This is a genomic window from Mycobacterium sp. 852013-51886_SCH5428379 (assembly GCF_001665575.1).
Lineage (GTDB): Bacteria > Actinomycetota > Actinomycetes > Mycobacteriales > Mycobacteriaceae > Mycobacterium.
This window is the reverse complement of the sequence record NZ_LZSU01000019.1, coordinates 390,775-412,388: the sequence shown is the minus strand read 5'-3', so window position 1 is coordinate 412,388 and position 21,614 is coordinate 390,775. Positions and strand designations below refer to the sequence as shown.

Below are 21,614 nucleotides of genomic sequence, written 5' to 3'. Positions count from 1 at the left end.
CGCGTCGTCTACGTCACCACCCGATGAACCCACCCACAAAGAGGGGCGCCCCACACCGGGGCGCCCCTCTTTCGCGTCGTGGCAGCATTGAAGCCGATGAACAGCCGTCGTGAACTGCCCGAATCGCCCTACCTCGCCGCCGCGCGCGGTCGCAAACCCCATCGCGTCCCGGTGTGGTTCATGCGGCAGGCCGGCCGGTCGCTGCCGGAGTACCGAGCGCTGCGCGCGAAGAACACCATGATGCAGGCCTGCTTCGACGCCGAGCTGATCACCGAGATCACGCTGCAGCCCGTGCGCCGGCACGACGTCGACGCCGCGATCCTGTTCTCCGACATCGTCGTCCCGCTGCGGGCGTCCGGGATCGGGCTGGACATCGTCCCCGACGTCGGGCCGGTCATCGATCATCCGGTGCGCACCGCCGCCGACGTCGCCGCGATCGAACCGCTCGACCGCGAGCAGGTGGCGCCCGTGGCGGCCGCGGTCGGGATGCTCACCCGCGCACTGGGCGACGTTCCGCTGATCGGTTTCGCCGGGGCGCCGTTCACGCTGGCGTCCTATCTGGTCGAGGGCGGACCGAGCAAGCACCACGAGCGCACCAAGGCGATGATGTTCGGCGAGCCGCAGACCTGGCACGCGCTGATGACCGCCCTGACCGACGTGACGATCGAATTCCTGCAGACCCAGGTCGACGCCGGGGTCGACGCGCTGCAGCTCTTCGACTCCTGGGCCGGCACCCTCTCGCTCGCCGATTACCGCACCCACGTCCTGCCGCACAGTGCCCGGGTGTTCGCCGAGTTGGCGCCCGCCGGCGTGCCGATGACGCACTTCGGGGTCGGCACCGCCGAACTGCTCGGCGCCATGTCCGAGGCCGGGCCGCACGTGGTCGGCGTCGACTGGCGGACTTCGCTCACCGACGCGGCGGGCCGGGTCCGGCCGGGCACCGCGTTGCAGGGCAACCTGGATCCGGTCGTCATGCTGGCCGGCTGGCCGGTGGTCGAGCGGGCCGTGCGCGCCGTCGTCGAAGACGGTCGCCGAGCCGTCGACGCGGGCGCGGCAGGTCACGTGGTTAACCTCGGCCACGGTGTGCTGCCCGCGACCGACCCGGAGATCATCACCGCGGCGGTGGAGCTGGTGCACTCGCTGTGAGACGCACGTATTGTGTTGTCGGCGGCGGCATCTCGGGGCTGGCAGCCGCCTACCGGCTGCGGGTGACGGCCGGCCCCGACGCGACGATCACCCTGCTCGACCCCGCCGACCGGCTCGGGGGAGTGCTGCGCACCGAACGCGTCGGCGGCCAGTGGCTCGACGTCGGCGCCGAGGCGTTCGTCGCGCGGCGCCCCGAGGTCCCCGCGTTGCTGGCCGAACTCGGTCTGGCGGGCCGGCAGATCGGCACCACCGGTGTGCGTCCACTGATCTACAGCCGCGACCGGCTGCATCCGATGCCGCAGGGCACGCTGCAGGGCATCCCCGCGCAGGCCTCCTCGGTCGCGGGCCTGGTCGACGACGCGACCGTCGCCTGGATGACCGACGAACGCACCCGGCCGCTGGCGTGGCGTCCCGGCGCCGATCCGACGGTGGCCGCCCTGGTCGGCGACCGCTTCGGTGAGCAGGTGGTGGCCCGCTCGGTGGACCCGCTGCTGGGCGGCGTGTACGCCGGATCGGCTGCGACGATCGGTCTGCGCGCGGCCGCCCCGACCCTGGCCGCGGCGCTGGACGGCGGTGCACGCAACCTCACCGACGCCGTGCGCGCGGCGCTGCCGCCCCCCGCGACCGGCTCCGTCTTCGGTGCGGTCGACGGCGGCTACACCGTGCTGCTCGACGCGCTGCGTGACCAGGCGCGCATCGAGTGGGCGCAGGTGGGAGCGGAACGCGTCGACCGCACTGGCACCGGATTCGAGGTCGTCGACGACGAGGGCGGCCGCCACCCCGCCGACGCGGTGGTGCTGGCCGTTCCCGCCCCGCGGCTGCCGCGGCTGATCGAGCATCTCGCACCGGGCACCGCCGCGGCGGCCCGGCGGATCGCGGTGGCATCCGCGGCGGTGGTGGCGCTGGCGCTGCCGGGTGGCACCCCGCTGCCCGCTCAGTCCGGGGTGCTGGTCGCCAGCGGAGAACGGTTGCGCGCCAAGGCGATCACGCTGTCGTCGCGCAAATGGGGGCCGCGCGGGAACGTCGAGCTGCTGCGGTTGTCCTACGGCCGGTTCGGCGATCACCTCGCCCGCGACACCGGTGACGAGGAACTGCTGACCTGGGCGGTCGAGGATCTGGCCGCCGTGTTCGGGCTGAACGTCGAACCCGTCGATCACCACGTGCATCGGTGGCTCGACGCGATGCCCCAGTACGGTCCCGGCCACGCCGCCCTGATCGCCGAACTGCGGGCCGGCCTGCCGCCCGCACTTGCGGTGGCGGGTGGCTATCTGGACGGCATCGGGGTGCCGGCGTGTGTGGCGTCTGCCGCCAGGGCCGTGGCATCGCTGGCGATTTCGGGCGTGGCACGATAGATGTCATGGCCAAGCTCGACTTCGACGCTCTGAACTCCCAGATCCGCTACCTGATGTTCTCCGTGTTCTCCGTGCGGCCGGGGGAGTTGGGCTACGGGGAGGAGGCGCGCGCGGCGGTCGTCGACGAGACCGCGACGTTCCTCAAGCAGCAGGAGGAGCGCGGCGTCGTCGTGCGCGGTCTCTACGACGTCGCGGGTCTGCGCGCCGACGCCGACTTCATGATGTGGACCCACGCCGACAACGTCGAGGCGCTGCAGGCCACCTACGCCGACCTCCGGCGGACGACGGCTCTGGGCCGGGCCAGCACGCCGGTGTGGAGCAACGTCGCGCTGCACCGCCCCGCCGAGTTCAACAAGAGCCACATCCCGGCGTTCCTCGCCGGCGAGGATCCCGGTAACTACATCTGCGTCTACCCGTTCGTGCGCTCGCTGGACTGGTATCTGCTGCCCGACGACGAGCGTCGCCGCATGCTGTCCGAGCACGGGATGGCCGCGCGCGGCTACAAGGACGTCCGCGCCAACACGGTGCCGTCGTTCGCGCTGGGGGACTACGAGTGGATCCTGGCGTTCGAGGCCCCGGAATTGCACCGCATCGTCGACCTCATGCGGGATCTGCGGGCCACCGATGCGCGTAGGCATGTCCGCGAGGAGACGCCCTTCTTCACGGGGCCGCGTGTCGGTGTCGAGCAGCTGATCGACCGCTTGCCCTGACCCCGCCGCTCCGCCGGGCGCTACCGCTCGTCGCGGTATACCTGCCGTTGAGCCGGATCCGACCCCAGCGACGCCCTTGAGTTGCTAGGTTCGCCCAACACGTTCACGGGTGGAGGCGGGGTGTCTGGACTTCGCGGAATGCCTCGCGTCGCGATGGCGTCGTCGGCCGTCCTTCTGCTCATCGTCGCCTGCTGGCTGATCATCGGGCTGCCCGGTGCGATCCTGGTGGCCAATACGACGACGATCCTGCTGACCGGATACGCCGCGGTCTGCGCCGTCGTGGCCGTGCGGGCTGCCAGTGGCCGATGGCGCCGCGTCTGGCTCTGCTGGTCGGTCGCGCTGGGCGGCTGGGCCGTCGGAGAAGCGGCGTGGGCGTGGTACGAACTGTTGACCGACGAGGCCCCGTTCCCGTCGCTCGCTGACATTGCCTACCTGCTGTTCCCGGTGTTCGCGTGCCTGGCGCTGCTGCAGATACCGGTCGGTCCGGCCGGGCAGTCCCGGCTGCGGATCTTCCTGGACGGGCTGATCGTCGCGCTGTCGCTGTTCCTGTTGGCGTGGGTGACCGCGCTTGACGAGGTCTATCTCGCCAACAGTGGCGACACCTTCACGCTGGCGCTCGCGCTGGCCTACCCGCTCACCGATCTGACGATCCTGGCCATCGCGCTGCTGATGTTGGTGCGCACCGACGCCTCCCGCCGCCTGCCGACGGCGATGGTCACCGCGGGGCTGGCACTGGTCACCGTGTCCGACAGCGCATTCGCGTGGCTCACCGCGCACAGCACCTACGCCTCCGGGCATCCGATCGACCTGGGCTGGATGGCCGGTGCGGCGGTGTTCGGCGCGGCGGCGCTGGTGAGCACGCGAGCACGCGTGGAGTCCGACGCCGTGCCCGCGCTGCCCACCCAGATCTCGATCTGGCTGCCGTACGCGCCGCTGCTCATCGGCGGCTCGGTCGCCGCGGTGCTCGAACTCGACGGCGTCCTGCGGTGGAGCGTGCTGGCGATGCTCCTGGCCATCTGTGGCCGCCAGACCCTGGCGTCGTGGGAGAACCGCAGGTTGCTCAGCACCGTGGCCGACCAGGCGCTGCGCGACCCGCTCACCGGGCTGGCCAACAGCACGCTGTTCAACGACCGGTTGGCCCATGCGATCGCCCTGCGTGAACGCGACGGCCGCACCGTCGCGGTGTTGTCGCTTGACCTGAATGATTTCAAGGTCGTCAACGACAGCCTCGGCCACAGTGCGGGCAACGACCTTCTGGTCAAGGTCGCCAGGCGGCTCGAGATCTGCGTACGGCCCGGCGACACCGTCGCGCGGCAGGGCGGTGACGAGTTCGCCGTGCTGCTCGAAGATCAGGTGGATCGTTCCAACGAGGTGGCGCAGCGGGTGGTGGAGGCGTTCGACGCGCCGTTCGTCCTCGACGGACACGACCTGTTGATGCGGCCCAGCGTCGGTCTGGCCGTCACCGGGAAGGACGACGCGGCAGTCTCCGGGGACGAACTGTTCAAACGTGCCGACGCGGCGATGTACGTCGCCAAGCGGGCACGCACACACGGAGTGCACGAATTCACTCCCGAGATGGCGCTGGTCTATCCCGAGGCGGGGCTGAACCCCACGCCCCGCGCCGACGGGAAAGGCGGCGGCGCGGCGGCTGTGCAGTTGCTCGGAGAGCTCCGGCAGGCGATCGACCACGGTGAGCTGTCGCTGGTGTACCAACCCAAATTCGACCTGGCGACCTCGGAGATCGTCGGCGCCGAAGCGCTACTGCGGTGGCCGCATCCAGCGCACGGCCTGCTCGGGCCCGGTGAGTTCCTGCCCTTGGTCCGCCGGCACGGCCTGATGGGCGCGGTCACCGAGCTGGTGGTGGACAAGGCCCTCGACGACGCCGCGCGCTGGGCGGCGGACGGGACGCCGACGCCCGTCGCGGTCAACCTGTTCGCGCCGTCGGTGGCCGATCTGGATCTTTCGGCGCGCCTCAGCGGCACGCTGGCCGCCCGCGGGCTGCCGGGATCGGCGCTGACGGTAGAGATCACCGAGGACATGTTCCTGCACGACATCAAACGCACCTGCGTCGTACTGCAGCAGTTGCGCGAACACGGGGTGCGGGTGGCGATCGACGATTTCGGCAGCGGTTACTCCGCGTTGAGCTATCTGCGTGAATTGCCGATCGACGAGGTGAAACTCGACCGCGGCTTCATCGGTCCGATCATCTGGGACGCCCGCGCCGCGGTGATCGTGCGGGCAGTGATCACGATGGCCCATGTGCTCGGGCTGACCACCGTGGCCGAAGGGGTGGAGAACGCCGAGACCGCGGACCGGTTGCGCGCGTACAAATGCGACGTGGTGCAGGGTTACCACTTCAGTCGGCCACTCAGCCCGTCCGCGATGGCGGCGCTGCTGCGGTCCAGGACTAACCGTTGGCCGGCACCAACCGCAACGAGATCGAGTTGATGCAGTAGCGCTGGTCGGTCGGCGTCGGATAACCCTCGCCCTCGAACACGTGGCCGAGGTGGCTGTGACAGTTCGCACACAGCACCTCGACACGGCGCATGCCCAGTGAGTCGTCGGCCTGCAGGATCACCGCGTCGGAGTCGGCCGGATCGAAGAACGACGGCCAGCCGCAGTGCGATTCGAATTTCTCGGTGCTGCGGAACAGTTCGGATCCGCAGGCGCGGCACTGGTAGACGCCCTCGGTCTTGGTGTCGGTGTACTCGCCGACGAACGGCCGTTCGGTACCCGCCTCGCGCAGGACGTGGAACTCCTCGGGGCTGAGCTTCTTCCGCCACTCGTCGTCGGTCAGCGCCACCTTCGGCGCAGGCACGTTCGTTGCACTCATGTTTCCACGCTAGCGCGCTCCCGCGGACGCGTCAGGTACGGCGGATCGATCCCGTCCTCGAGGCGGTCGGCGGCCTTGGCGTCGAGATAGCGGAAGTACAGGACGCAGAACACCACCACCAGCATCAGCGACCAGCCGTAGGTGACCTTCATGTACTCCAGGAAGCGGCCGGTGGTGGGCCACTGCCACATCAGCCACCGGTCCATCGTCATGAAGCCGTACACGGCCAGCCAGGCCGGCCAATTTCGCAGCACCGAGTTCGGCAGCACCACGGTCATCAGGAACGGGAACAGCATCATCGAGTAGTAGGCCTGGCCCAGCGACAGCACCAGGAACGAGGCGATCAGCAGCACACCCGAGGACGTCAGCATCCAGAACAACGGGTCCCGAGTGCGGTAGAACCGGTACAGCAGTACCAGACTGCCGATGGCCAACAGTAGGAACAGGATTCGCAGGCCCAGGATGAGCAGGGGCGGCAGGCCGTAGTAGATGCCGTTGCCCTGGATCGAGCTGTTGAAGTAGTCGCGGGTGCCCATGATGTAGGGCACGGTGCGTGTGATGAAGTTCATCGGGTCGGAGTGCAGCGGCCACGCCGCGGCGTTGAACACCACGGGTACGGCGACCGCGGTGACCAGTGGCCGCCACTGTCGGTTGAGCAGCGGTAGCAGCAACAGCGGCGCCAGCGAGGGTTTGACGACCAGCGCCAGTCCGATCGCTGCGCCCGCCAGCCATTCGTGGTTTTTGCGGCCGTCGAGCAGCCAGCGGAAGAACAGCACCTCGGCCAACAGCATGAACCCGTTGATGTTGGTGAACACCAGTGTGTTCGTGACCGATTCGGTGCAGTACATCGCCAGTAGCAGCGCCGGGGCGGCCACCGAGGCCAGCGTGTAGTTGAACAACCGCAGCAGCAGGTACGCCGCGATCACGGTGGCGATGCTGTTCAGCGTGAAATACCAGTTGCGGGAGGCGACCTCCGGCAGGAATCCGAACGGCGCCAACAGCAGTGTGCCGCCGGGCGGGTAGAGGTAGTGCGGGTCGACGTGCTCGAAGTGCTCGTTGTAGATGTCGAGGCCGAGACGCAGATTCGACACCGCCCGGTAGACCGGGCCGAAATCGTCGGTGATGAAGCCGTTGGTCGCCAGCACGTAGGTGCGATGGATCACCGTCAGGATCGCGATCGGCCAGAGCACCGAACGCAATACCGACGCGACGCTCGGCGGGGAGGTGCGGGGCCGGAAGGCATCCGCCAGACCGGAGCGAAGAGAGTCAACTGCCGCCACGAGCGAACCGTACACCGGGGCCGATCTTGTCAGCCGTCAGGCCGGACAGTACGTGTCGGTCTCCGGCGCCTCACCGGACTCGAGGTACTTCACCACCGGCGCGAGGGCGCAGGAGGAGTAGATGCTGGCGCCGTGGCCGATGCCCTGCCACATCGCCCGCCTGTTGGCGGCACCGGCGTTGAGGATTGTCGCCGCGACGGCGGCCACCCCTTCGTTGCCGACGATGGGGTCGTTCTGCACTCCGAGCAGCAGCACCGGAATCTCGAGGTTCTGGGGTTCCTGGGGTGCCGAACCGCTGGGCCAGTTGAGGCATTTGACGAGGTCGAGCGCCCCGACGGCACCGAACTGCGGGTAGAGCTTGCCCCAGGCGACGACGAGTTCGCGGACCCGGTCGGGCGTGGGCCGGTTGAGCGCGTCGCTGCAGGAGTTCACGAACTGGCCGTCGGTCTGGCGCAGCGACTCCGCAGTGGCGATGAGCGAGGTCAGCGGGCCGGTGTCGCCCTCCCGGGCCGACGCCAGGGTCGCCCCGAGGGCGTTGGTCGCCGCGACCCCTTCGCCGTCCGGATAGGCCAGCGCCGTCGAGATCGCCTCCGTGATCGCGGCCACCGACGCGCCGCCGGCGCCGTTACCAGCCCGCGCCGCGTTGAGCAGGGCGTCGACCTCGCCCTTCGGGTCTGGGGAGAGCGGGCAGTTGACAGCGGCGCACTGCGCGGCGAAGGCGTCCAGGGCGGCCTGCTCACCCTTGATGCGCTGTTCGGCCGCGGCCTCGGCGCCGATCGCCAGGGGCAGTGGGGAGTCGAGCACCAGCCGCGCCACCTTGTTCGGGTGCGAGCCGGCGTAGGCGAGCGCGACCTGCGCGCCGTTGCCGATCCCGAGTAGGGCGAGGGCGGGCACATCCCAGGTGCTGCGCAGCCGTTCAAGGTCCTCGGCGGCGTGGCGATTGTCATAGGCGGAGTCGCCGGGGGCGATGGTGTCGGTGCAGCTGGTGGTCGCGGTCATGGTGACCGCACCCAGGGCGGCGACCGGATCGTCGCCGTAGCCGAACTGCGCCTGTTCGATCATCTCCTGCCGGTCGTAGAGGTCGCGGCACTCCAGGGCCCCGGACATGCCGATTCCGCGCCGGTCGACCGCGACGATCGGGTGCTTGTCGAGCACCGACGCCTTCGACCGGTCCAGCCACACCGGCAGCTGCACCGACGACGGCAGGTCGGTGCCGGTGGTCATCACCAGCGGCCCCGCTTCGGGCGGGGTGCGCGGCGACGAAGCCCGCACGACGCCGATGCTGACGGTGCCGGTGGCGCCGTCGATGGGATCGAGATCGGCGTCGTAGGTGGCGCAATCCAAGCGCACGCCGGGCGGTACCGGCACGGACGCGTCGCGGAAGACCTGCGACGTGCATTCGCGCCAGGACAGGTCGTTCTTCGGCACCTCGATGGCCGGCGGACCGTCCTGCTGCGGCGGCGGGGGCGCCTCACCCTGCGGCCGGGCGCCGCTGTCGGTGGCGTAGCGCGGGTTGGCCGCGAGCAGGGGCGCACAGGACGAGAGCATCAGCGCGACCGCCGTCAGACCGAGGGCCCGGCGGAGCGGGGGGTGCCGAAGCATGGTGACCACAGTAGCGATCGCCCTGGAGGTGGACCGCACCACCGGAACTGCACTGTGAGCACGTCGCTACGCTGCTTCGCATGCAGGGGCCCAGCGGTACGGCGAAACGACCGGATCATCTCGTCGATCGTCATCCCACGGTCACCCCGGAGCGTCTCGTCGCGCAGTTGGTGCCGCCGCCGACATTCACCCACGTCGGCTTCGACAACTATCGTCCCGATCCGGCCGAGCCGTCGCAGGCTGCGGCCGTCGAGAAGTGCCGGGCGTTCGTCGCCGAGGCCGTCACCCGGCGGGCGGGCAAGAAGAAGCTGTTCGGCAAGCGCGAGGTACTGCCCGGCGTCGGGCTGTACCTCGACGGGGGGTTCGGCGTCGGCAAGACCCATCTGCTGGCGTCGTCGTACTACGCGGTGCCCGACGGCCCGGGACATCACAAGGCGTTCGCGACGTTCGGCGAGCTGACGCAGCTGGCCGGGGTGTTCGGTTTCGTCGAGAGCGTCGAACTGCTCAGCGACTACGCCATGCTGTGCATCGACGAGTTCGAACTCGACGATCCCGGTAACACCACGCTGATCTCACGGCTGCTGTCGCAGCTGGTGGAGCGGGGTGTCTCGATCGCCGCGACCTCGAACACATTGCCCGAGCAGCTCGGGGAGGGCCGCTTCGCCGCGCAGGACTTCCTGCGCGAGATCAACACGCTCGCTGCAATTTTCACGACCGTGCGGATCGAAGGCCCCGACTACCGGCACCGGGATCTGCCGCCGGCGCCGCAGCCGCCGAGCGACGAGGAGGTCGCCGCGCGCGCCGCGCAGACCACCGGTGCGACGCTCGACGACTTCGACGCGCTGTGCGCACATCTGGCGACCATGCATCCGTCGCGCTACCAGGCGCTCATCGAGGGCGTCGAGCACGTGTTCATCACCGGCGTACATCCGCTCGACGACCAGAGTGTGGCGCTGCGGATGGTGTCGCTGACCGACCGGCTCTACGACGCAGGCATCCCCGTGGTGGCCTCGGGCGCCAAGCTCGACACGATCTTCTCCGAGGAGATGCTGGCAGGCGGCTTCCGCAAGAAGTATTTGCGCGCGACGTCCCGGCTGCTGGCGTTGACCGCGGCCGGCGAGCAGCGGTGACCTGCTACAGCCGGCAGACCATCACATAGTCCTGTTCGACGCCCGCGCCGAGGCGGAAGGTCTTGGTGCCGGTGACGGCGAAACCGTGCTTGGCGTAGAACCGCTGCGCGCGCAGGTTCTGTTGGTTGACGCCCAGCCAGACGCACCGGTGCCCGTCCTCGCGGGCCAGCCGAAGCGACTCCGCCATCAGCGCTGCGGCCGCGCCGGTGCCGTGTCCCTCCGGCACCACGTAGATCTTCGAGATCTCGATGGTGGGCCGCAGTGGCACCGCCCGCGCCACATCCGGATCGGCGGGTTCACCGCGAATCAGCATGGCGTAGCCGAGTACCCGCCCATCCGTCTCGGCGACGAAGACCACGCGGCCCGGATCGGTGAGGTAGGCGGCGAATCGGTCCGCCGAGAGGTTCTCCTCGATGAACGCGGCGATGTCGGCGTCACTCACCGCCGGCGGGCACGCGAGCGGGAAGGTGCGTGCGGCGACGTCGGCGAGATCGGGGAGGTCGGCGGGGGAGGCCGGACGGACGCGGACGGCTAGAGGTTCCACTGGGCGAGGTGGCGGCCGCTGATCTTGTCGACCAGCACGACGTTCGATACGAGGTCGCGGTAGCAGTCCCACCAGACGCCGCCGGTGATCGTCGAGCCGACGGGCGCGTTCTGCAGTTGGGTCGCCAGCGCGTCGGGGGCGTCGCTGTTGCGGGGTTCGTAGGAATCGCCGGTGGGGGTGTTACCGCGGAACTGGAAGGTGATCGCCATGGCGTACGGCACCGGGACGCGGATCGGCGTGACGACGACGTTGGCGCGCCACACCTGGTTGCGCGGCGGGCGGGGCGGATAGCCGAACCCGGGCGGAACCGGCGACGGTTCGACGCTGAGCACCGTGACGTCGGCGACCAGCCCCTCGAAGCTCACCCGCAGCGGTTCGCCGATGCGGCCGATCGGGGAATCCACCGCGGACGCGGGTGCCGCGGCGAGGCCCGCGGACACCGTGAGGGTGGCCAACAGCATCAGAAACCAGCGTGGAGCCCGCATGTGTCCCTCCCTAGGTGTGCATCGCATGATGGCACATCAGCCGCGGCACCCACACGGGTTCTCGGGTCAGCCGGCTTCCAGGTCGAGTCGCGCCTCTTGGCGTCAGGCGAATCACTCTTTCGTCGTCAGGGAGTCGAGCAGGGCGATCAGGTCCCGCTGCGTGCGGGCGCTGTCGACGCCGAGTCGGTGCAGTGGTCCGTCGGTGTCCTCGGATTCCAGCAGCGCCAGCAGCAGGTGCTCGGTGCCGATGTAGTTGTGCCCGAGCCGCAACGCCTGCCGGAAGGTCAGCTCCAGCACCTTTTTGGCCGGTCCGTTGAACGGGATCAGATCGAGCGCCTCGCCGGAGCCGGGCAGCACCGCGACAGCGGCGCGGACGGCGTCGGGGGTGACGTCCTGCGCGGTGAGGAGGGCGACCGCCAGGGATTCGGTGTCGGTGAGCAGGCCGAGCAGCAGGTGGTCGGGGGAGATCTCGGTCTGGCGGGCATCGCGGGCGACGTTCTGCGCCTGCACGACCGCGGCGCGGGCCCGTGGAGTGAACCGGGCGAAACCCTCGTCAGGGTTCAGGGGTTCGACGCCGGCTTTGGGGACGAAGCGCTTCTGCGCGGCCTGTTTGGTGACGCCCATGCACCGGCCGATCTCGGTCCAGGACGCGCCCGACCGTCGAGCCTGGTCGACGAAGTGGCCGATGAGGTGATCGGCGACGTCGCCGAGGGCCTCGGCGGCCAGGACGGCGTCGGTGAGTTGCTCCAGAGGTTCGTCGTGGACGTTCCGGATCGCGTTGATCAGATCGTCGAGACGGACCGGGTTGGTCAGCGGGTCGGTCATAGCGTCAACAGTAGGTTGACGAATGCGTGACGTCAACCGTGGGTTGACCACGATCGGGGCGATTAGCTGCGCACGTAACCGCGGCGTGCGGTGCGGTCGAGGATGCCCAGGGTGCCGCGCAGCGCGGCCTCGGAGATGACAGGGAAGATGCCGGCCTCGCGCCAGGAGTCGGCGATCTCCGACCAGTCGTAGAACGATGTGACCAGGGTGCCGCCGTCGGCCGGGTCCAGGACGTATCCGTACACGTGGCCGATCTGCGGGCGGATCTGGCCCAGAATGGTCCAGGCGATCCGGCGGTCCTTCTCGAACTCCCGGATCTCGACTGTCACATCGTATTTCCCCATCGGGAAGTCGTTGAGCGCCTCACGGTCCATGTGGACCACGAAGCTGTCCCCGGTGGCGGTGACGGATTCACCGTCCGCGTCCTGCAGCATGCCGGTCGCGTCGATGGCAACGTGGCCCTGCGGATCACAGAGCACCTCGAAGATCTTCTCGGCGGGGGCGGGGATGAGGCGCTGCACCTCGATGCGGTCGGTCACGGGGTCGATCGTGTCACGTCCGCAGAGCGCGAAGCGGGTTTTCCCTCGTTTGCCGGGGGGTATCGCTACAGAACATGACGGGCCTCAACGACATCCCAGCAGGCGCCGCGCGGCCACCCGGATTGCGGCGTTCGGTGGAGTTCATCCACGACAACGCGGACGGCGACATCGGGCTGACCGAGATCGCGGCGGCGGCCAATCTGACGCCGCGCGCCGTCCAGTACATGTTCCGCCGCCACCTGGGTGTGACGCCGATGGAGTACTTGCGCCGAGTGCGGCTCGACTACGCACACCGCGATCTGCAAGCCGCCAACCCCGCGGTCGACACCGTCAACTCGATCGCAGGGCGGTGGGGTTTCGCCCACGCCGGACGGTTCAGCGTCGCCTACCGGCGCGCCTACGGCACCCCACCCAGCGCAACGCTGCGCATGGCCGGTTCCAGGCGTGACCCAAAGGCCGTTTCGGGGGCGTGAACAGGGATACGCTGGCACCAGGGTCGGGCCCGTTGCCGAGGAGGCCTGATGAGGGTTGTGCATCTGGCGGGTGTGACCGCATTGCTGTCCGTCGCGGCGCTGAGTTCGCCGGCGATCGGTGGCGCCGCCGAGTGTGGGCCGGGAACCTTCTTCGACGCCGCGACGAACACCTGCCTGGTCGCCGGGCCGCCCGCGCCGCTGCCCCCACCGCCGCCGGCCCCGCCGGTGGTTCCGGATCTCACACCCGGCTTCGGGGTGGGCGTGTGTATCCCGATCCCGGTACCGTTCGCCCCGTCGATCTGTGGTGGAATCTGAGCCGAACGTGAAAATCGTTGGGGCAGAGCGCAAGAAAGCGCAATATCGTTCGCCGCACGAGTTTCGTTACAGGTACGCCGAATTCAGTCCGAATCGGCACCAACGTACATACAGCAACTCTCGAGGCTGCTAGCGTGCGTCGGACAGCCACAGTCAGTTCGCCTGTGGTCAGCCATGAGGAAGGGAGTCCGATGGCGAAGCGATTCGAAGGTCGTACGCGCAAGATGGTGCTGGTGGGCGTCGGTGCCTTCGCCCTGTCAGGCGCCACGATCGGATTCGGCACGGGCACCGCCGGTGCCGACGTTCAAGACATCGAGCCCAGCCCGATCGTCAACGGTCAGACCATCGTCGACGGTGGCAACCGGGCCAGCAGGATCGGCGTCGCCAACGCCGGACCGGCCGAGGTCCGGGCGTCCCGCATCGGTGCCCCGCTGCCGCCCGCCGGCGGTGGGGTCAAGGACAGCCAGCGGGCGGTCCCCAGCATCACCGGTGGGATCGGGACCTACATCAACATGGGCCCGGCTCGCAACGGTCCGGGCATGTCGGGTTGGTGAGCGTGGGGGCATAGCCCCGCCTCACCGATAGCGTCACCAGGGCGCCGAACGTGCACATGTGCGCGTTCGGCGCCCTTGTGCTTTTCCTGCGACCTGCGACGCCGCGGATGACTTATCGTCACAGGGGCCGGGTGTGACGACCGTCTCAGCCGACCGACGGCCCAGAGGGACGCGCCATGCCGACCGAACCCCGCCCGACCGGATGCGTTGCCGTGCTGCTGGGGTCGGCGGCCACCGCGGTGTTCCTCGGTGCGGGGATTGCCGCCGCCGACGACGATTCCGCCGGATCCGGCGTCGCCCGGGATGCGAGCAGCAGTAGCAGTGCAGAGTCCGGCGTCTCCCGGGCGGCGGCAAATGCGGGGCCGCGGGCCGACGCGTCACGTGACGACCCCCGGAAGGCGCGCGTTGTCAGCCTGAGCACGACGCCGACGGCGACGGCCCGCGTCGACCGTTCGCCACGGGCGACCCGGCTGGAGGCCTCGTCCGAGGCGGTGGTGACGCCGTCGCGGCGTCCCGCACGCCCGGTCCTGACGTCCGCACCGACGCCGCCGGAGCTCAAGCCGCGGCCAGCGGCTGCGTCTGGACGTGCGCTTCAGGACCCGGGACAGGCCGCCGCGCAGTTCACCCGGCAGCTCGTCGGCCTGACCTCCGATGTCGGGGCGGTGGGCGCGTCGCTGGTGAACAACATCGCCGCGCAGATCGCACACGGGTTCGGTCCGGGTCCGGTCGGGGCGGGGCCGCGCGAGGTCGCCCTGGCGATCGCCGATGCCGCAGCCGAGGTCAGCCGGGGATTCACCGGCACTCCGGAGACCGCGGTGTCGACCGGCCCGTTCCCGGTGACCTACGGGGTGTTCGATGTACTCGCGTACCTCACCCCGGCCGCTGTGCCGCCCGGGGCCAATGAACCCACCATCACCGTCACCGAGCAGCGGCCGCTGCCGGTCATCCTCGTCAACGGGACGGGGATGACGGCGGCATTCAACTGGAGCGTGGGCGCACCGGTGCTGGCCAACGCCGGATACAAGGTCTACACGTTCAACTACGGAAACCGGTCAGGGATACCGAACTTCCCGGTACAGGGCGTCGACGACATCACCGTTTCCGCACAACAACTTTCCCAAGAGATCGACCGCGTTCTCGCCGAGACGGGCGCACCGCAGGTGGTGCTCGTGGGCTATTCGCAGGGCGGGGGAATCCTGCCCGCGTACTACATCAACGTCCTCGGGGGTGGGCCCAAGGTGTCTCAGGTGATCGGGCTGGCACCCAGCAACCACGGCACCGACCTGGACTATCTGGCGTACGCCACGCTGCTGCCCGTCATCGGCCCGTTGCTGATGTTCGTCGTCGGGACGGTGGCGCCGGGTGCGCTGCAACAGACGATCACCTCGCCGTTCCAGGAGGTGGTGTACGGGCACGGCGATACCCGGCCCGGTGTGCTCTACACGAACATCGTGTCGATCAACGACGAGGTGGTCACGCCGTACACCCAGCAGTTCCTGTCCGGGCCGAACGTGTCGAACATCCTCGTGCAGAGCCGGCAGCCGTCATTCGTCGGTGGGCACGGCAGCGTGCTGGTGAGCCCGACAGTCTGGACGTTGGTGCTCGAGGCGCTGGCGGCCAATCCCGCGGCCAACCCGCTGAGGTTCCCGGCGGCGACCACGGTCTCCGTGGCGGCCTGACGTAGGCGTCGACGCGAGCCCGACAAGCCGGCAGTGCCATCTGCACACAATGTCCTGTGAGTACTTCGACAACGAATGTGCTCGCTCTAGCCTTGGTGGGTGTCCAGAAGGAACACGCCGCTCGCAGAGTTTCTCCGGCAACACCGCGCCAAGCTCCAGCCGACCGATGTCGGGCTACCGGCGGGAGGCCGACGTCGGGTGGCCGGGCTGCGTCGGGAAGAGGTGGCGAGCCTGGCCGGCATCAGTGCCGACTACTATCACCGGATCGAACAGGGTCGAGAGCGACCGTCCGACCAGGTGCTCGACGCTATTGCCCATACCCTGCGACTCGGCCCCGACGCCGTGGCTTACCTACGGAAACTGGTGGACGACAACCCATCCCGGCGTCCGGCCGCTCGGCCGTCGCTGTCGATCAATCCCGCATTGCAGGCCCTGATCGAAAGTTGGCAGGTCTCCCCGGCCAGTATCCACGACGGTTCCGCGACCGTGGTGATGGCCAACGGATGCGCTGCGGCGCTGTCAGAGAGTTTCGCGGTCGGGGGAAATCCGGTGCGCAGCTTGTTTCTCGACGAGAGTTTGCGCGAGTTCTACCGCAACTGGGAAGGCCTGGCGGCATGGTCCGTACGGTGGCTTCGTGACTTCGCCGGTCACCACCCGGACCCGAGGCTGGACGCGTTGATCGACGAACTACGAACGCAGAGTGCAGATTTCCGCAGGCTGTGGGCCACATACGACGTCAGGCGTCACAGTCGCGGCCTGCTGGCGATCAACCACCCGCAGGTCGGGCCCCTCGATCTGCACTTCCAGCATCTGGGTCTGCGCGGTAGCGAGTCCATCATGGTGGTGTACTGGGCAGACCCGGGCTCGCCGTCCGAGGCGGCGTTACGGGCATTGAGCGGGTGTCGGTTGCCCGGCGTGGTCTGACGAGTCACAACACGTACACCACCACGACGGCGAGCAGAACAGCTGCGAAGGTCACGGTCCGGGTAATGGAAAGGACTGTTCGCCAGAGGAACTCACCGTTGCAGTCCGGTCCGGTATCCATGCAGCCATCGTCACGTCCGGCCGATCGGCTAACCAGGCAGCGTTGTCACCACCTTGGCGTCCCTTACAGCTGGGCCGATTCCTTGGCGGCCCTGTCGATCACGTCGGCGACGACGCGGGGGTGGGTGAGGAACGCGACGTGACTGGCGTCGACCTCGGTGATCTCGGCACCGATCCGCTCGGCGGTCTGCCGCAGCATCCTCGGGTCGATCGCCTCGTCCTGCGTGGCGACGACAGCCCAGCTGGGCTTGGTGCGCCAAGCGGCCTGGGGCAGGGTGTCGCCGAAGATGGACATGTTGATCGGCACCTGGGAGTCGCGCAGGAACGCCGCGACCTCGTCGGTGGTGTCAGCGGCGAAACCGGCCTTGAACTTCTCCGCGTTCAGGAACCCGAAGCCGTCCGGACCGGTCTCGATCACGAAACTCGCCGGGGTCGGGAAGTCGGCGTACTGCTGGCTGGTGGTCTCCCCGGCGTCGGGTGCCAATCCCGAAACGTAGACCAGACCCTTGACCTTCGGGTCCACCCCGGCCGCGGTGATCACCGTGCCGCCGTAGGAATGGCCTACGAGCAAGGTGGGGCCGTCCTGACGGTCGAGGACGCGCTGGGTCGCGGCGATGTCGTCGCTCAGCGAGGTGAGGGGATTCTGCACGATCGTGACGCGGTAGCCGCGGGCGACGAGCTCGTCGTAGACGCCGCGCCAGCCGGAACCGTCGGCGAAGGCGCCGTGCACGAGCACCACGTTCTTCACCGCCACAGGTTGGGCGTGCGCCGGCCCGCCGGGGGCGACGGTGGCGAGGAACGCCGCTGCTGCGGCGGCGGCGGTGACCATGGTGCGGAGGGGGAGGTTCATGACGGTCCTTTCGATGGTGGGTGGTGATCGACTGGCAGCGGCTCTGCTGGGCGGTCGGGTATGGGGTCGGTCTCGGCGCGAACCTGCTCCAGTAATCGGGCGATCCCGTCGACGATCGCGGCGAACAGCGCAGCGCCGGATTCCGTGGTGGCCGACGTGGGCCGGCCGACGACGCCGCTGCGGGTGACGTCGGGCATCGAATACGTCAGCACACGGCGCAGGGTGCGGTCCTCTTCGTCGACCGCACGGTCGAGCGAGACCAGACCCGGGTCGAGATGCAGCACCATCGACGTCTCGGCCGCGTTCGCGTGCGGATCGTCGGCGTCGCTGAAGTACCCTGCGTGGGCCTGGGCGGTGATGTCGTACAGCGACGCGAAACACGTTCGCAACGAGGGATGTTCATGGCGCAACGTCAGTAGGGCGCTCTGTGCGGACGGCCCGTTGGTGGCGTGGGAGTTGATCACCACAAGCTTCTGGAACCCAGAGGTGACCACCCAGCGTCCGATGTCGGTGACAACCGCGGTCAAGGTGGCCACCGACAGTGACAGCGTGCCCGGCCAGTGCGCGGTGTGCCCGAGCGAACAGCCGTAGACCACCGCGGGGAGCACGATGTCCCGGGTGCGTGTGACGGCGGCGTCGGCGGCCGCGCCGGCCAGAAGGGCGTCGGTGCCGGTGGGCAGGTGGGCGCCGTGCTGCTCGATCGCGCCCAGCGGCAACACCGCGACAGCCCCCGACCGCGCGGCCTCGGCCACCTCGTCGCGGGTCAGATCGCACCACCTGGGCATGCGCAGAAGTTATGTCCGCGAACGAGGCCCCAACCAGGCCTGCCATGAAACTATGGACAAGCTGCACGCAGACCGCGTCGACGCCGCCGAGTTAGGTTGGCCGTACGCCCGAACCACCTCCGGTGGTCCGGCGCGACGGAGCAGTCGATGTCAGGGACACCGTTGCCTCGGAAGGAGTTCGGCAATGACGAATGCGTCGATCAATGCAGCGACGAACGGTCGTGCAGTCGCCACCGCGGACGCCGCGCGTGCGCTGTTCGAACGTCACCAGATCACCACAGTGCAGTTCGGGATGACCGACCTCGACGGCCAGATGCGCGGCAAATTCGTGCCCGCGGACTTCTTCCTCGACTCGATCGTCAGGCGGGGCTCGTCGATCCCCAACATCGTCTTCGGCTGGGACATCGAAGACACGCTGATGGACTGTTTCACCCTGTCCGGTTGGCACACAGGGTATTCCGACATCGTTCTGATGCCTGACCTGACGACGCTACGACTGGTGCCGTGGGAGCCCGGGCACGCCTTCGTGCTGTGCGACGTCGTACACACCGACGGCTCGGAGGTGCCCGTCGTACCTCGCACCGTCCTCGCCCGGCAGGTGGCGCGCGCCGCGGCGCTCGGCTACCGGCTGACAGCCGGATACGAGCTGGAGTTCTACCTGTACCGCGAGACACCGGAGACGGCCGCGGCGAAGAATTACCGGAACCTCACGCCGGCCGCTCCGGGCATCGCGACGTTCAGCCTGAACCGGCTCAGTGCGCTTGAACCCGTCATCGGCGCCATCCGGGAGGGTATGCGGGCATGCGACATCCCGATTTTGGCGTCCAATACCGAATACGGCGCCGGCCAGATCGAGATCAACATCGAACACGCCGACGTGCTCACCACTGCCGACCGCGTGGCGATCTACAAGAACGGTGTCCGCCGAATCGCCGAGCAGCACGGCTATCTCGCCACGTTCATGGCAAAGGTGGCCACCGACGCGGCCGGTTCGAGCGCCCACATCCACCAGAGCATGCAGCCTCTCGACGCACCTACGCGCAACGCGATGTGGGACGGTGACGGTCCGTCGACGGTGCTGGGCCACGCGGTAGCCGGCCAGCTGGCCACGATGAAAGACTTCACCGCGCTGTACTGCCCGACGGTCAATTCGTACAAGCGTCGCGTCCCGGGCTCCTGGTCGCCGGTATCGGCGGTGTGGGGCACCGACAACCGCACCGCCGCGCTGCGCGTCATCGCACATGACGAAACGACCTGCCGGATGGAGAACCGGGTGCCGGGCGCCGACGCCAACCCCTATCTCGCGTTGGCGGCGTGTGTGGCCGGGGTGCTGCACGGTGTGGAGAACGAGCTGGCGCCGCCCGCGCCGGTCGCCGGTAACGCGTACGAGGGCGACGGGGCACCGCTGCCGCGCTCACTGGCCGAGGCCGTCGACGCGCTCGCGCAGAGCAGCACCGCCCGTATCGCATTCGGCGACGCATTCGTCGACCACTATCTGGCGTCGCGCATCTGGGAGCGCGACCGCCACCGCGAAGTGGTCGGCGATTGGGAGAGCGGACGTTATTTCACCCGTGTTTGAGTCGCCGACGATGCCGCCCGGCCATGGCGCCCGCGAATTACGATGGGCCATGCCCGATGAGTCGCTGCCGCAGGTGGAGCTGCGCGCCGTCGAACACATCGCCCGGGTGCTCGCCTCCACCGACGACGTGTCGGCGGTGGCCCAGGCTGTCGCCGAAGCGATCCAGGCCGGGCGGGCCAACCGCGACGCATACGCCTACGTCTACGACACTGCCGCCAAGGAACTCGTTCTCACCGGCGCCACCGAGAGCCCTGCCGCCGAGCACGTGGGCGCGCTGCGGCTGGCCTACGGTGAGGGCGTCACCGGCTGGGTGGCCGCGACCAAGCAGAGCTATCTGGTGTCCGGCGAGCCCGCTGAGGACCCGCGGTTCCTGCCCTACCCGGGGATCGGCGAGGAACGCTACGGCGCCATCTTCTCGGTGCCGATCGTCTCGTCCCGCGCCGAGCCGCTGGGCTGTATCACCGTGTGGGCGACCACCGGTCACCGTTTCGATCCCGGCGAGGTGGCGTTCGTCGAAAGGATGGCCGCGCTCGTCGCGCCCGTGTTCGACACCGCCCGGGAACGACAGGCGGGCAGCAGGCTGGCCGCGGTCGCCGCGGGGCTCACCGAGCTGGCGTCGATGGTCGCCTCGGGGACGACGTCGACGGGATCGACGATGGATCATGCGGTGGAGTTCCTCACCGAGGCCGCGGAGGTCGATGTCGCGGTCGCGTTCGTGACCGACCCGTCGGGGGCGGACCGGATGCACATGGCAATGCTCACCGATGCGTCCGGAACCGAGGTGGAGACGCTTCGCGCCGAGTTGCTCACCATCGACAAGGACGTCCGCAACGGAATCACCGACTGGCGCAGCGCCGCGCAGTCGATCAATCGCGCGTTCGACGGCATCGCCGAGGCGGCGACGAGCTGCCCGGTGCGCGTCGGCGCCGAGGAGTACGGCGTTCTGGCCTGCTACCGCTTGACCGCCCGGCGGTTCACCACCGCCGAGACCGCACTGATCGGGGCGGTGGCGCATCAGGCCGCCGCGGCGATCCGGTTGGCGATGTTGACCGACGAACTGTCCTCCCGCAACCGGTTGAACTGGTTCCTGCGCGACCTGACCACGGGACGGCTCAACGCCGAGGAGATCCGGCGCCGCGCCGCAGCGGTCGGATTGGACACCTCCGCCGGGCACGTGTTCGTGGTGGGCAGCGTGTCCACGGTGGCGATGCGTCGGGGTGAGACGCGGCCGCTCACTCCTGCGCTTGGTGAACTACTGGCCAAGGGCGGGGTGCTGCCGTCGGGCAGCCTGTTCGCGTCCACCCCGCATCAGACGGTGGCGGTGGTGCCGTGGCAGGGGGACGACGCATCGGTCGACGCGTTGCGGATGCCGCTGCTGGAGGTGTGTACCCGGCTCCGGGCAGCCGGACATGCTGCCACGTTCGGTGTGTCCAAACCGGTCTCGGCGTTGGCGGAGCTGCGGGGCGCGCTGGCCGAAGCCCGGGAGGCGATGGCGATCGGCAGCCGGCTCGACAACCCCAATGGGGTGTTCACCCTCGACGACGTCGGGCATCACCTGCTGTTGATGCGGGTCTCCGGCGTCGACTCGATCCGTGACCGCTATGCCACGGCGATCACGCGGATCGCCGAATACGATCGGGTGAAGGGCACCGAACTCCTCGAGACGCTGTCGGTGTTCCTGCACTACCGCAGCCAAAGTATCGCCAGCCGTGAGCTTTTCGTGCACCGCAACACCCTGGCCCAACGTCTGACCCGGGCTGCCAACCTCAGCGGCATCGACGTGATGGAGCCGTCGGAGTGGTTCCCGCTGCAGCTTGCCTTGAAGGTGCACCAGTCGCGGGCGCGGATGCCGTCCGGGGCCGGCGACGACTGACGCCGTCGGCGCGGAG

At 69.0% G+C, this 21,614-nt stretch carries 20 protein-coding genes and 1 pseudogene; 12 read left to right on the top strand and 9 right to left on the bottom strand.

The genetic code is table 11. The features are described 5' to 3' along the window. The first annotated feature begins 96 nt into the window (after positions 1-96). The 4 genes from hemE (at position 97) to A5757_RS09350 (ending at position 5,656) form a co-directional block, all read left to right on the top strand. Positions 97-1,146, top strand: a complete 1,050-nt coding sequence (gene hemE / locus A5757_RS09365; RefSeq protein WP_066832214.1) for a uroporphyrinogen decarboxylase — start codon at positions 97-99, stop codon at positions 1,144-1,146. Further along, entirely contained in the window at positions 1,143-2,498 is a 1,356-nt protein-coding gene (locus A5757_RS09360; RefSeq protein ID WP_066832211.1) for a protoporphyrinogen oxidase, read from the top strand. The genes hemE and A5757_RS09360 overlap by 4 nt, the downstream gene beginning before the upstream one ends. A gap of 5 nt (positions 2,499-2,503) precedes the next feature. Beyond that, positions 2,504-3,208 (top strand): hydrogen peroxide-dependent heme synthase, encoded by a 705-nt coding sequence (gene hemQ / locus A5757_RS09355; protein ID WP_066832208.1) that lies wholly within the window; start codon positions 2,504-2,506, stop codon positions 3,206-3,208. A 138-nt stretch (positions 3,209-3,346) separates the two neighbouring features. After that, on the top strand, positions 3,347-5,656 hold the full coding sequence (locus A5757_RS09350) for a bifunctional diguanylate cyclase/phosphodiesterase (RefSeq protein WP_066832205.1): 2,310 nt from the start codon (positions 3,347-3,349) through the stop codon (positions 5,654-5,656). Here A5757_RS09350 and msrB read toward each other — a convergent pair. Genes msrB through A5757_RS09335 form a run of 3 tightly spaced genes read right to left on the bottom strand, consistent with a single transcriptional unit; the run spans position 5,616 to position 8,923 of the window. Beyond that, positions 5,616-6,041 (bottom strand): peptide-methionine (R)-S-oxide reductase MsrB, encoded by a 426-nt coding sequence (msrB, locus tag A5757_RS09345; protein ID WP_156618256.1) that lies wholly within the window; start codon positions 6,039-6,041, stop codon positions 5,616-5,618. The two genes, A5757_RS09350 and msrB, sit on opposite strands and share 41 nt — an antisense overlap. After that, positions 6,038-7,336 (bottom strand): arabinofuranan 3-O-arabinosyltransferase, encoded by a 1,299-nt coding sequence (gene aftC, locus A5757_RS09340; RefSeq protein ID WP_066832199.1) that lies wholly within the window; start codon positions 7,334-7,336, stop codon positions 6,038-6,040. The genes msrB and aftC overlap by 4 nt, the downstream gene beginning before the upstream one ends. 21 nt (positions 7,337-7,357) lie before the next feature. Continuing rightward, entirely contained in the window at positions 7,358-8,923 is a 1,566-nt protein-coding gene (locus A5757_RS09335; RefSeq protein ID WP_066832333.1) for an alpha/beta hydrolase, read from the bottom strand. A gap of 58 nt (positions 8,924-8,981) precedes the next feature. On the opposite strand from A5757_RS09335, the pseudogene zapE reads away from it, so the two are divergent. Beyond that, positions 8,982-10,053: pseudogene (gene zapE, locus A5757_RS09330) on the top strand (cell division protein ZapE); the annotation flags it as partial. A 4-nt stretch (positions 10,054-10,057) separates the two neighbouring features. On the opposite strand, the gene A5757_RS09325 reads toward zapE, so the two are convergent. From A5757_RS09325 to A5757_RS09310, 4 genes are all read right to left on the bottom strand, one after another. Beyond that, positions 10,058-10,597: a GNAT family N-acetyltransferase gene (locus A5757_RS09325; protein WP_066832193.1), complete on the bottom strand. Its 540-nt coding sequence runs from the start codon at positions 10,595-10,597 to the stop codon at positions 10,058-10,060. Further along, positions 10,585-11,082 (bottom strand): hypothetical protein, encoded by a 498-nt coding sequence (locus tag A5757_RS09320; RefSeq protein WP_066832176.1) that lies wholly within the window; start codon positions 11,080-11,082, stop codon positions 10,585-10,587. Before A5757_RS09320 ends, A5757_RS09325 begins: the two co-directional genes overlap by 13 nt. A gap of 111 nt (positions 11,083-11,193) precedes the next feature. Further along, on the bottom strand, positions 11,194-11,907 hold the full coding sequence (locus A5757_RS09315) for a Clp protease N-terminal domain-containing protein (RefSeq protein WP_066832173.1): 714 nt from the start codon (positions 11,905-11,907) through the stop codon (positions 11,194-11,196). 62 nt (positions 11,908-11,969) lie between these two features. Then, a complete protein-coding gene (locus tag A5757_RS09310; protein WP_066832170.1) occupies positions 11,970-12,446 on the bottom strand; it encodes a polyketide cyclase in 477 nt (158 codons plus the stop codon). Between the two features lie 74 nt (positions 12,447-12,520). Between A5757_RS09310 and A5757_RS09305 the strand changes: the two genes are divergently transcribed. From A5757_RS09305 to A5757_RS09285, 5 genes are all read left to right on the top strand, one after another. Then, positions 12,521-12,919 carry a helix-turn-helix transcriptional regulator gene (locus tag A5757_RS09305; protein WP_066832168.1) on the top strand — a complete coding sequence of 133 codons (399 nt, stop codon included), beginning with the start codon at positions 12,521-12,523 and terminating at the stop codon, positions 12,917-12,919. 48 nt (positions 12,920-12,967) lie between these two features. Then, positions 12,968-13,234: a hypothetical protein gene (locus tag A5757_RS09300; RefSeq protein ID WP_066832166.1), complete on the top strand. Its 267-nt coding sequence runs from the start codon at positions 12,968-12,970 to the stop codon at positions 13,232-13,234. 191 nt (positions 13,235-13,425) lie between these two features. Beyond that, a complete protein-coding gene (locus A5757_RS09295; RefSeq protein ID WP_066832163.1) occupies positions 13,426-13,788 on the top strand; it encodes a hypothetical protein in 363 nt (120 codons plus the stop codon). A 176-nt stretch (positions 13,789-13,964) separates the two neighbouring features. Continuing rightward, positions 13,965-15,467, top strand: a complete 1,503-nt coding sequence (locus A5757_RS09290) for a triacylglycerol lipase (RefSeq protein WP_066832160.1) — start codon at positions 13,965-13,967, stop codon at positions 15,465-15,467. Between the two features lie 99 nt (positions 15,468-15,566). Further along, positions 15,567-16,391 carry a helix-turn-helix domain-containing protein gene (locus tag A5757_RS09285; RefSeq protein ID WP_066832158.1) on the top strand — a complete coding sequence of 275 codons (825 nt, stop codon included), beginning with the start codon at positions 15,567-15,569 and terminating at the stop codon, positions 16,389-16,391. 184 nt (positions 16,392-16,575) lie between these two features. Here A5757_RS09285 and A5757_RS09280 read toward each other — a convergent pair whose 3' ends face one another. After that, positions 16,576-17,361, bottom strand: a complete 786-nt coding sequence (locus tag A5757_RS09280) for an alpha/beta fold hydrolase (RefSeq protein WP_066832156.1) — start codon at positions 17,359-17,361, stop codon at positions 16,576-16,578. After that, a complete protein-coding gene (locus A5757_RS09275; RefSeq protein WP_066831734.1) occupies positions 17,358-18,146 on the bottom strand; it encodes a creatininase family protein in 789 nt (262 codons plus the stop codon). The genes A5757_RS09280 and A5757_RS09275 overlap by 4 nt, the downstream gene beginning before the upstream one ends. Positions 18,147-18,330: 184 nt before the next feature. On the opposite strand from A5757_RS09275, the gene A5757_RS09270 reads away from it, so the two are divergent. Continuing rightward, on the top strand, positions 18,331-19,725 hold the full coding sequence (locus A5757_RS09270) for a glutamine synthetase family protein (RefSeq protein WP_066831731.1): 1,395 nt from the start codon (positions 18,331-18,333) through the stop codon (positions 19,723-19,725). Positions 19,726-19,774: 49 nt separating this feature from the next. Beyond that, positions 19,775-21,598 (top strand): GAF domain-containing protein, encoded by a 1,824-nt coding sequence (locus A5757_RS09265; protein ID WP_231983925.1) that lies wholly within the window; start codon positions 19,775-19,777, stop codon positions 21,596-21,598. Positions 21,599-21,614: the final 16 nt, after the last annotated feature.